A 9,803-nucleotide genomic window follows, 5' to 3' on the forward strand; every position below is an offset into this window, starting at 1 on the left:
ACGGGAGCATCATGACCACTGCGCAGAGTCCGACGGCCGGCGCGCCGCACGGCAGCCACCCCGACGGGTGGGTTTCCGCCCGCGCCCGTGATCTGCATCTGACCGACAGTGTCCGCAGCGCCCGGCACGACGCCCGTGCCCAGGGCGGGCGGTCCGGGGAGTGGATGCCGTACCTTCCGGCGTCCGGCAGCCCGCACCGCCCGCCGGGGGTGGACCCGGCCACCCTGGTGTGGGCGGAGACGGTGGCGCCCGGCGGCTACACGCACAAGGTGCTCGCCCGCGGCACCCGGCTGCGGTTCGACGACCCGACCGGCGACGCCTGCGCCCACCTGCTGCTCTACAACGCCCTGGAACCGGTCGAGCGGCTCAACGTCGCCGACACCCAGAAGGTGCCCTGGCAGGCCTACCTGGGCGAGAACCATCCACTGCTGTCCGGGGACGGCCGGGTCCTGGCCGTCGTCAGCGCCGACTCCTCCGGCCGGCACGACGCCTTCTGCGGCACCACCACCGACGCCTGGAACGAGCGCAAGTACGGTGACGCCCGGCCCGAGGGACCGTCTCCGTCCGGGCGTGGGCTCTTCCTCAAGGCGGCCGCCAAGCACGGTCTGGGCCGGCGCGACCTGCCGCCCGGCGTCTCCTTCTTCCAGGGCGTGCGCGTCGAGGCGGACGGCACCCTCGGCTGGCAGGGCAGCGCCGGACCGGGCACACATGTCGAACTCGTCGCGGAAATGCCCCTGTTGGTGCTGGTCGCCAACGTCGTCCACCCGCTGGACCCGCGCCCGGAGTACGTCGTCGGCCCGCTGCGGGTGCACGCCTGGCGCGGCACCCCGACCGGCCCCGGCGAGCCGCGCTTCACCGCCACGCCGGAACTGCACCGGGCGTACCTGAACACCGTCGACTACTGCGAAGCACGGGGGCTGTGACATGGCGACCACACGCAGCGGGAGCACACCGGTCACCTGCGCGACCGTCTCGGGCGGCACCGTCGTCTCCACCGTCCCGGTCGGCGCGGTGTACGCGGAGGACTCCCGCCTGGACCGGGGAGCGAGCCTGGTCGAGGGCACCGTCGTCCTCGACGAGACGGTGGCCCCCAACGCCCCCTGGTCGGCGGTGGTGCGCAAGGGGCACGTCCTGACGATCGTCGACGTCGGTGGCAACCAGTCGGCCGACTGCCTCCTGTACGACGCCGACGATCCCGAGGAGCGCTACAGCGTCCCCGACACCCTGGCCTGGCAGGGCAACGCCTATGTGCGCACCGGCACCGTGCTGCGCAGCAACGAGGGCCGCCCGCTGATGACCGTCGTCGCCGACGAGATCGACCGCCAGGACACCATCGGCGGCGCCTGCGGCAAAGAGTCCAACACCCTGCGCTACGGCCACCACGTGATGTTCCAGCACGGCTGCCGGGAGAACTTCCTCGCGGAGGCCGGCCGACGCGGTCTCGGGGTGCGGGACCTCGTCTCCAACCTCAACTGGTTCATGAACGTGCCCGTCGAGGCGGACGGCGCGCTGGGCATCGTGGACGGCATGTCAGCGCCGGGCCGCCGGGTCGCGGTGCGCGCCGAGACGGACGTCCTGGTGCTGGTGTCCAACTGCCCGCAGATGAACAACCCGTGCAACGACTTCAACCCGACCCCGCTGCGGATGCTCGTCGTGGACCCGGCACCGGCGGCCGGCGAAGCACGCTCCGCTCGGGCCGCCGGCACTCCGGAGGGAGCCGCGTGACCCGTCCCACCGCCGTACTCGTCGCCAACCGCGGTGAGATAGCCCGCCGCGTGATCCGTACCGCCCGCAGGATGGGGCTCGCCACCGTCGCCGTCTTCTCCGACGCCGACCGGGCCGCGCCGCACGTCCGCGAGGCCGACCACGCGGTCCGCCTCGGACCGGCGCCGGCCCGCGAGTCGTACCTGCGCGGCGAGGCGATCATCGAGGCTGCTCTCGCCCGGGGCGCGGGCATCATCCACCCCGGGTACGGCTTCCTCTCCGAGAACACCGCCTTCGCCCGTGCCGTGGAGGAGGCGGGCCTCAGGTTCGCCGGGCCCACCGCCGACCAGATCACCGCCTTCGGCGAGAAGCACACCGCGCGCGCCCTGGCGAAGGCGGCCGGAGTGCCGCTGCTGGCCGGAACGGAACTGCTCGCGAGTGCCGAGGAGGCCGTCACCGCGGCCTCCTCGATCGGGCTGCCCGTGATGGTCAAGGCCACCGGTGGCGGCGGCGGCATCGGCATGCAGGCCTGCGCCACGGCCGACGAGGTACGCGAGGCATTCGCCCGCGTCGCGGCGCTCGCGGAGTCCAACTTCGGCTCCGTCGGGGTGTTCCTGGAGCGCCTGGTGCGCCCCGCCCGCCACGTCGAAGTGCAGGTCTTCGGCGACGGCACCGGCCGGATCGCCGTACTCGGCGACCGGGACTGCTCGTTGCAGCGCCGCAACCAGAAGGTGATCGAGGAGGCCCCCGCCCCGGCGCTGCCCGCGCGGGTGCGCGCGCTGCTGCACGACTCCTCGCGCCGGCTGCTCGCCTCGGTCGGCTACCGGGGCGCGGGCACCGTGGAGTTCGTCTACGACCCGGTGCGCGAGGAGGCCGCCTTCCTGGAGGTCAACACCCGCCTCCAGGTCGAACACCCGGTGACGGAGGAGGCGTACGGCGTCGACCTCGTCGAACTCATGCTGCTGCTGGCCCGGGACGGCGAGGTCGACGACGCCGTGTTCGAGCGGGAGTGGGTACCCACCGGGCACGCCGTGGAGGCCCGCGTCTACGCCGAGGACCCCGGCAAGGACTCGCTGCCCTCCTCGGGTCTGATCACCCGGGCGGTCTTCCCCGGCGAGGGCGCGGACGCCATGCCCGGCGTCCGCGTCGACGGCTTCGCCGAAACCGGCCTGGAGGTGTCGCCGTACTACGACCCCATGCTCACCAAGGTGATCGCCAAGGGCCCCACCCGCGACGCCGCGTTCGACCTGCTCGGCCGGGCCCTGGCCGCGAGCCGGGTCGACGGCATCGTGACCAACCTGGGCCTGCTGCGCGAGCTGACCGTGCGGGGCGAGGTGCGCGGGGCGGTGCACAGCACCAGCACGCTCGACACCGCCCGCGACCCCGAGCCGCGCATCGACGTGCTGGTGCCGGGGGCACTGACCACCGTGCAGGACCTGCCCGGCCGGCTCGGCCACTGGCACGTGGGCGTGCCGCCGAGCGGGCCGTTCGATGCCGTCTCGTTCGCCGAGGCCAACCTGGCCGTCGGCAACCCGCGGACGGCGCCCGGCCTGGAGGTCACTGCGGGCGGGCTGACCCTGCGCTTCTCGCACGCCACCGTGGTCGCCGTCACCGGCGCCCCCGTCCCGGTGACGGTGGACGGCACCCCGGCGGCCCGGTGGGAACCGGTGCCGGTGCCGGCCGGCGCCACCCTGGTGCTCGGCCCCTGCCAGGGGCCCGGCCTGCGCAGTTACGTGGCCGTCCGGGGCGGGATCGACGCACCCGCGTACCTGGGCAGCACCTCGACGTTCACCCTCGGCGGTTTCGGCGGGCACGGCGGGCGGGCGCTGCGCGCCGGGGACGTCCTGCGGCCCGGGACCGCCCAGGCCGCGGGCGGCCGCCCCACCCCGGCCGGGCGGCGGCCCGCGATGGTCTCGCACTGGCGGATCGGTGTGACCGAAGGCCCGCACGCGGCACCCGAGTTCTTCACCCGCGAGGACATCGACACCCTCTACGCCACCGACTACCAGGTGCACCACAACTCCGCCCGCACCGGCATCCGCCTGATCGGGCCGAAACCCCGGTGGGCTCGCCAGGACGGCGGCGAGGCAGGACTGCACCCCTCCAACATCCACGACACCCCGTACGCGGTGGGCGCGCTGGACTTCACCGGGGACACCCCGATCGTCCTGGGGCCCGACGGGCCGTCCCTCGGCGGGTTCGTGTGCCCCGCCGTGGTCGCCAGCGGTGACCTGTGGAAGCTCGGCCAGGTCCGGCCGGGCGACACCGTCCGCTTCGTACCGGTCGAGGAGGCCGACGCGGCCGGCCTCGACGCCCGCCGTGCCTCCCCCGCGCTGACCAGCGCGGGCGGTGACGGTGACGACGGCGTGCTGGGCCGTCTGGAGGCCACCGACGCCCGGCCGGCCGTCACCTACCGCCGGGACGGCGACGACAACGTCCTGGTCGAGTACGGTCCCATGGTGCTCGACCTCGGTCTACGCATGCGGGTGCACGCCCTGCAGGAGACCCTGGCCGCGCATGCACCCGACGGCATCGTGGACGTCACCCCGGGCATCCGCTCCCTCCAGATCCACACCGACGCCCGCCGGCTCCGGGCCCGTGACCTGACGGCCCTGCTGCGCGAACTGGAGGATGAGGTCCCGCCCAGCAACGAGCTGGTGGTGCCCTCCCGCACGGTGCGGCTGCCGCTCAGCTGGGACGACCCGGCGACCCGACTGGCCATCGAGCGGTACATGGCCGGGGTGCGCGACGACGCCCCCTGGTGCCCGTGGAACATCGAGTTCATCCGCCGTATCAACGGCCTGGAGAGCGCCGACGACGTCTACCGCACCGTCTTCGACGCCTCCTACCTGGTGCTCGGGCTCGGCGACGTGTACCTCGGCGCCCCCGTGGCCACCCCGCTCGACCCACGCCACCGCCTGGTGACCACCAAGTACAACCCGGCCCGGACCTGGACCGCGGAGAACTCCGTCGGCATCGGCGGCGCCTACCTGTGCGTCTACGGCATGGAGGGCCCCGGCGGATACCAGTTCGTCGGCCGCACCGTGCAGGTCTGGAACCGATTCCGCAGGGGTGGACTGTTCCAGGACTCCCCCTGGGCGCTGCGCTTCTTCGACCGCATCGAGTGGTATCCCGTCACGGCGGAGGAACTGCTCGAACTGCGCGCCGAGACCGACGCCGGCCGCGGTGACTTCCCGGTCGAGGAAGGCACCTTCTCGATCGCCGAGCACCACGCCTTCCTGGCCGCCGAGGCCGACTCGATCGCGGCCTTCCGGCAGCGGCAGAGCGCCGCGTTCGAGGCCGAGAAGCGGCGCTGGCGGGCCGCGGGCGAGTTCGACCGCGACGACGACCCGGAACCCGCGACGGCCGCCGCCACCGTCACCGTCCCGGACGGCGCGGTCCCGGTCACCGCGCCGTTCACCGCCACCGTCTGGCAGATCACCGCCGAACCCGGCGCCACCATGGCCGACGGCGATCCGATCCTCTCCCTGGAGGCGATGAAGATGGAGTCGAAGGTACAAACCCCCGCCGCCGGAACCCTGCTGGAGATCTACGTCAGGCCCGGCGAACAGGTCGCGCCCGGCCAGATCCTCGCGGCGGTGCGAGCATGAGTGCCATGACACCGGCCGCACGTGTGGCAGCCGCCTACGACCGCGTCGAGAGCGCCGACCGGCCCGAGATCTGGATCCACCTCAGGCCGCGCGAGGAGGTGCTCGACGAGGCGGCCGGGATCGACCCCGCGCTGCCGCTGGCCGGCCTGGTGGCCGCCGTCAAGGACAACATCGACGTGGCCGGGCTGCCCACGACCGCGGGCGCGCCGTCGTACGCGTACGTCCCGCGGGCCGACGCGACCGCGGCCGCGCGGCTGCGCGCGGCCGGCGCGGTGGTGCTCGGCAAGACCAACCTGGACCAGTTCGCCACGGGCCTCGTCGGCACCCGCAGCCCCTACGGTGCGGTGCGCAACGCCTGGCACCCGGACCGCATCTCAGGCGGCTCGTCCTCCGGCTCGGCCGTCGCGGTCGCGCTGGGCATCGCAGACCTCGCGCTCGGCACCGACACGGCCGGCTCGGGGCGCGTGCCCGCCGCCCTCAACGGCATCGTCGGCGTCAAGCCGACCAAGGGCCTGGTGCCGGTGACCGGTGTGGTCCCCGCCTGCTACACCCTCGACTGCGTCACCGTCTTCGCCCGCGACCTGCGACTCGCCCGTACGGCGGCGGAGCTGATCGAGGGCCCGGACCCGGCCGACCCGCTCTCCCGCGCCGGGACCCCGCTCCCGCCGCCTCCCGCGCGCCCTCGGATCGCCGTCCCGGCCCCGGAGCACCTTCGGGGCCTGGCCGACGGCTGGCGCGACGCCTTCGACGCCGCGGTCGCCCGGCTGGCGAGCACCGGGGCGGAGATCGTCGAGGCCGACGTCACGCCGCTGCTGAAGGCCGCGGAGCTGCTGTACGGGGGCGCGTTCGTCGCCGAGCGGTACGCCGCCGTCGGCGCGCATCTGGAGAAGCACCGCGACCTGATCGGCACGGACCTCGATCCGACCGTCGCCTCGCTCGTGCTGGCCGGCCGGGAGAAGACGGCCGCCGACTGGGCCGCCGACACCGCGCGCCTGGCCGCGCTGGGCGCCGCCGGACGCGCCCTTCTCGGCGGCTGTACGGCGCTGCTGACCCCGACCACCACCTGGCACCCCACCCTCGCTCAGGTGGCGGCCGACCCGGTCGGGGCCAACGCCCGGCTGGGCCGCTTCACCAACTTCGCGAACCTGCTGGACTGCGCCTCGCTCGCCGTGCCCGCGGGGTTCGTGGACGGCCTGCCGTTCGGTGTGATGTTCACCGGGCCGGCCTTCTCCGACCGCAGGCTGGCCGCCCTGGCCGAGCGGTTCGCCGACCCGTCGCTGGACCTGTTCGTGGTCGGCGCCCACCTCACCGGACAGCCGCTCAACGCCCAGGTGGTACAGGCGGGCGGCACCCTGGTGGGCCCGGCGCGCACGGCCGCCGAATACCGCCTGTACGCCCTGCCGACCGAGCCGCCCAAGCCGGGTCTGGTCCGCGTCACCGGGGAAGCGGCAGGCGGTACGGGGCGGGGCGTCGAGGGCGAGGTCTGGCGGCTTCCGGCGGCCGGGTTCGGGACGTTCACCGCTGCCGTTCCCCCGCCGATGGCCATCGGCACCGTGGAACTGGCCGACGGGCGGCGGGTCAGCGGCTTCCTCGTCGAGCCGTACGCCGTCGAGGGCGCGCCCGACATCACCCGCTTCGGCGGCTGGCGAGCCTACACGGCCGCCACGTGAGCGAAGGCGGCGGCGCGGGCGTCCTGGCACCGGGGTGGCAGGATGGGGCCATGACGACGACGCGTCCCCGTCAGGGCAGGCCCCGGCACACGCCGCCGTCCGATCCCGGCGCCTCCGCGCGGGAACAGATACTCGACGCCGCCGGGGCGCTCTTCGTCGAACGCGGGGTCGCCGGCACCAGCACCCGGATGATCGCCGAGCACGTCGGCATCCGGCAGGCCTCGCTGTACTACCACTTCGCCACCAAGGAGGACATCCTCGCCGAGCTGCTGGCCACGTCCGTACGGCCGAGTCTGCGGATGGTGGAGCGCATCCAGGCGCTGGTGCCCGAACGGATCGACCCGGCCGCCGCGCTCTACGCGGTGGCCGCGATGGACGTACGCACCCTCTCCCGCACCAGCTACAACATCGGCACGCTCTATCTGCTGCCGGAGGTGCGGGCCGAACGGTTCGACGCCTTCCGCGCGGAACGGGGCCGGCTCCAGGCGGGCTACGGCGCGCTCGGCGCCCTGGCGGCGCCCGAGGACGTCACCCGGAGCATGCCCGCCGAACGGATCGGCGAGCTGCTGATCCAGCTGGTCGAGGTCGTCATCCAGATACGCCGCTCCCGCGAGCCGGACCCGGCCGACACGGACGCCATCGCGTCGTCGTGCCTGCGGCTGTGCGGCCTCGACGAGCGGGCCGTGGCCCGGGCGAGGGGCGGGGCGGCTGCGCTGCTGAGCGGTTCGGACCGGCCGAGGTCTTGACGAGCGCGATCGCCGCCGCGGGCGATCACTGCGCCGGCCATCCTCCTGCCTCGCCCGGGGGCGCGGTCTCCAGCCCAGAACAAGGCAGGAATGGCCGGCGCCGCCGTCCGAACGGGCCGTAAGGGCACACCCGTCTTCCCGCCGGTGCATTCCGGGCCGAGCGCGGCATGGGCAGCGGGTCCCCCAGCCATGCTCCTTCTGGTCCCGACCACCACTCACCAAAGGAGCCAATGACATGCACAAGGTGAAGCTGTTCTCCACCGCGGCGGCCGCGGTCACCGTCCTCATGTGCACGGGCGCTGGAACGGCCTCGGCCTCGGAGGTGATCTCCAAGGACTACGGAACCCCGTCGGCCTGCGCCATGGCCGCGCTGAGCTGGGCGATCCAGAATCCCGGTGGCTCCCGGTCGGCCTGGTGCGTCGGCTCGGTGCTGTACATCGGCTGAGCCGCGCCCCCGCAGGCCCGGCACGCGTCATGCCCCCGGCACCGTCCGGTCGTGGGGACGAGGAAATGCTCCGGCTCGGCGACCTCGTCGGGCCCCGGCGGGGGGAGGGCGCCAGCGGTGCCCTCGTCGTCGGGGAGCCCGGCGTCGGCAAATCGGTCCTGCTCGACCCGACCGCCCGGACGCGTGCCGACGTGCTCGCCACCGCCCTCGGGCCGCGCGGCGCCCGGGAAACCGGCCCCGAGCCCGCAGGCCGCGGCCCGGGCGACCGCACACTGCTGACGGAGCCTCAGGCCGCCGCCCCGGTGGCGGTCATCGCCGACGACGTCCACTGGCTCGACCAGCCGACGGCCGCCGTGCTGTCGTATCTCGCCCACCGGGCCACCACGAGGGCGGCGGCGGTGCGCGCGGGCCATCCGATGGCGTCGGCGCTCGACGAACTCGGCCTGCCCGTGCTGCGGTTGCGGCCGCTGTGCCCAGCCGACGCCGCCGACCTGCTGCGCGAGCTGCCCCTCGCCCCGGCCGACGAGGAGCCGTGGGACGTCGTGCCCGGCCTGATGCCAACATGATGAAGCGTTCCGCCGTCTCCCGGCAGTCCTGGCTTCGCAAGGCCGTCGTGGCAACCGCCACCGGGGCAGTTCCCCGCTGCAGGTCCCGGCCCACACCTGCTGCCCGCGGCGTCTTTCTGTACTGCGCCCTGCTCGCCTGCGCCGCCTTTCTGGCCACGCTGTCGGGGAAGCAAAGGCGGTGCCGGCGATCCCGACCGGATCGCGCCCGCGGGAAAGGGCGGGCGGGGATCGAGTGCCGGACAAGTCATTGAGCGTTGGAGGGAGCGATCAGGCAAGGTGGGCGGATGCCCGAGTCGTCCTTGCCCGGAGGTTTCATCAATGCGGTCGTTCGTGTCGGAGACACGGTGCGCCGTCCAGCCTCGGGTCACACGAAGTTCGTGAGTGATCTGCTGAGGTTGCTGGGAGCCAGCGGCTGGAGCGGTGCTCCGCGGTATCTCGGTTTGGACAACGAGGGCCGTGAAGTCCTCAGTTACCTCGATGGCCATGTGGCATGGGAACCGCGCCAACCGCTGCCGTGTCATCCGACGAGAGTCTGGTGACGGTCGCCCGGCTTGTGCGTGAGTTCCACGACCTGACGGCCGGCACCCTGCCGGGCGGAGACCAAGAGGTCGTGTGTCACAACGACCTGTCGCCCAAGAACACCCTCTATCAGCTATGCAGTGGTGAGCTTCGGCCAGCGGCGTAGTAGCCCGGCGCATGAGGCTGATCGTCGACGGCTACGAGTTGTCCGACCGCCAACGTCTCATGTCCACGATCTTGTGGTGGCAGGACCGGTGCCGGCGGGGCATCGAGACCCAGGCCGATGCGGGTGACGTCGCCATGGCCCGGCTCCGTGGCGCAGGCGTGGTGAGGCAGGTTCAGACGGCCTATCAGTGGGTTTCCGATCACCGGGAAGCATTGGGATGCCCACTGCGGTGAGCGCGTGGGTAACGGTCGCGGTCGGTTCGCTGATTCCGTCGCCGAATACACTACTTCCGCACACCACGCCCGTGACATCGAGAACTGATGTCCGTTTGGGCATTTACGGTGCCCAAAAGTACATCCGAGACAGCTTTTTCGGC

General features: G+C 73.3%; 8 protein-coding genes. All 8 read left to right on the plus strand.

What is annotated here, in order from left to right:
* The first annotated feature begins 11 nt into the window (after positions 1-11).
* The 8 genes from ACH47Z_RS37980 to ACH47Z_RS38015 all read left to right on the plus strand — a co-directional run bounded on the left by ACH47Z_RS37980 (position 12) and on the right by ACH47Z_RS38015 (position 9,660).
* Positions 12-923 (plus strand): urea amidolyase associated protein UAAP1, encoded by a 912-nt coding sequence (locus ACH47Z_RS37980; RefSeq protein ID WP_399082182.1) that lies wholly within the window; start codon positions 12-14, stop codon positions 921-923.
* Position 924: 1 nt separating this feature from the next.
* Entirely contained in the window at positions 925-1,725 is an 801-nt protein-coding gene (locus tag ACH47Z_RS37985; RefSeq protein WP_399082185.1) for an urea amidolyase associated protein UAAP2, read from the plus strand.
* The gene (gene uca, locus ACH47Z_RS37990) at positions 1,722-5,315 is read left to right on the plus strand and encodes an urea carboxylase (protein WP_399082188.1); all 3,594 of its coding nucleotides are present in this window, start codon (positions 1,722-1,724) and stop codon (positions 5,313-5,315) included. The genes ACH47Z_RS37985 and uca overlap by 4 nt, the downstream gene beginning before the upstream one ends.
* A gap of 5 nt (positions 5,316-5,320) precedes the next feature.
* Entirely contained in the window at positions 5,321-6,985 is a 1,665-nt protein-coding gene (locus tag ACH47Z_RS37995) for an allophanate hydrolase (RefSeq protein ID WP_399082191.1), read from the plus strand.
* Positions 6,986-7,035: 50 nt separating this feature from the next.
* Positions 7,036-7,731 carry a TetR/AcrR family transcriptional regulator gene (locus ACH47Z_RS38000; protein WP_399082194.1) on the plus strand — a complete coding sequence of 232 codons (696 nt, stop codon included), beginning with the start codon at positions 7,036-7,038 and terminating at the stop codon, positions 7,729-7,731.
* 235 nt (positions 7,732-7,966) lie between these two features.
* A complete protein-coding gene (locus ACH47Z_RS38005; protein WP_399082197.1) occupies positions 7,967-8,176 on the plus strand; it encodes a hypothetical protein in 210 nt (69 codons plus the stop codon).
* Positions 8,177-8,241: 65 nt separating this feature from the next.
* Positions 8,242-8,742, plus strand: coding sequence for a hypothetical protein (locus tag ACH47Z_RS38010; protein WP_399082199.1), 501 nt, complete (start codon positions 8,242-8,244; stop codon positions 8,740-8,742).
* Between the two features lie 696 nt (positions 8,743-9,438).
* On the plus strand, positions 9,439-9,660 hold the full coding sequence (locus tag ACH47Z_RS38015) for a hypothetical protein (RefSeq protein WP_399082202.1): 222 nt from the start codon (positions 9,439-9,441) through the stop codon (positions 9,658-9,660).
* The last annotated feature ends 143 nt before the right edge of the window (positions 9,661-9,803 follow it).

It is taken from the genome of Streptomyces sp. NPDC020192 (assembly GCF_044388685.1).
Classification (GTDB): domain Bacteria; phylum Actinomycetota; class Actinomycetes; order Streptomycetales; family Streptomycetaceae; genus Streptomyces.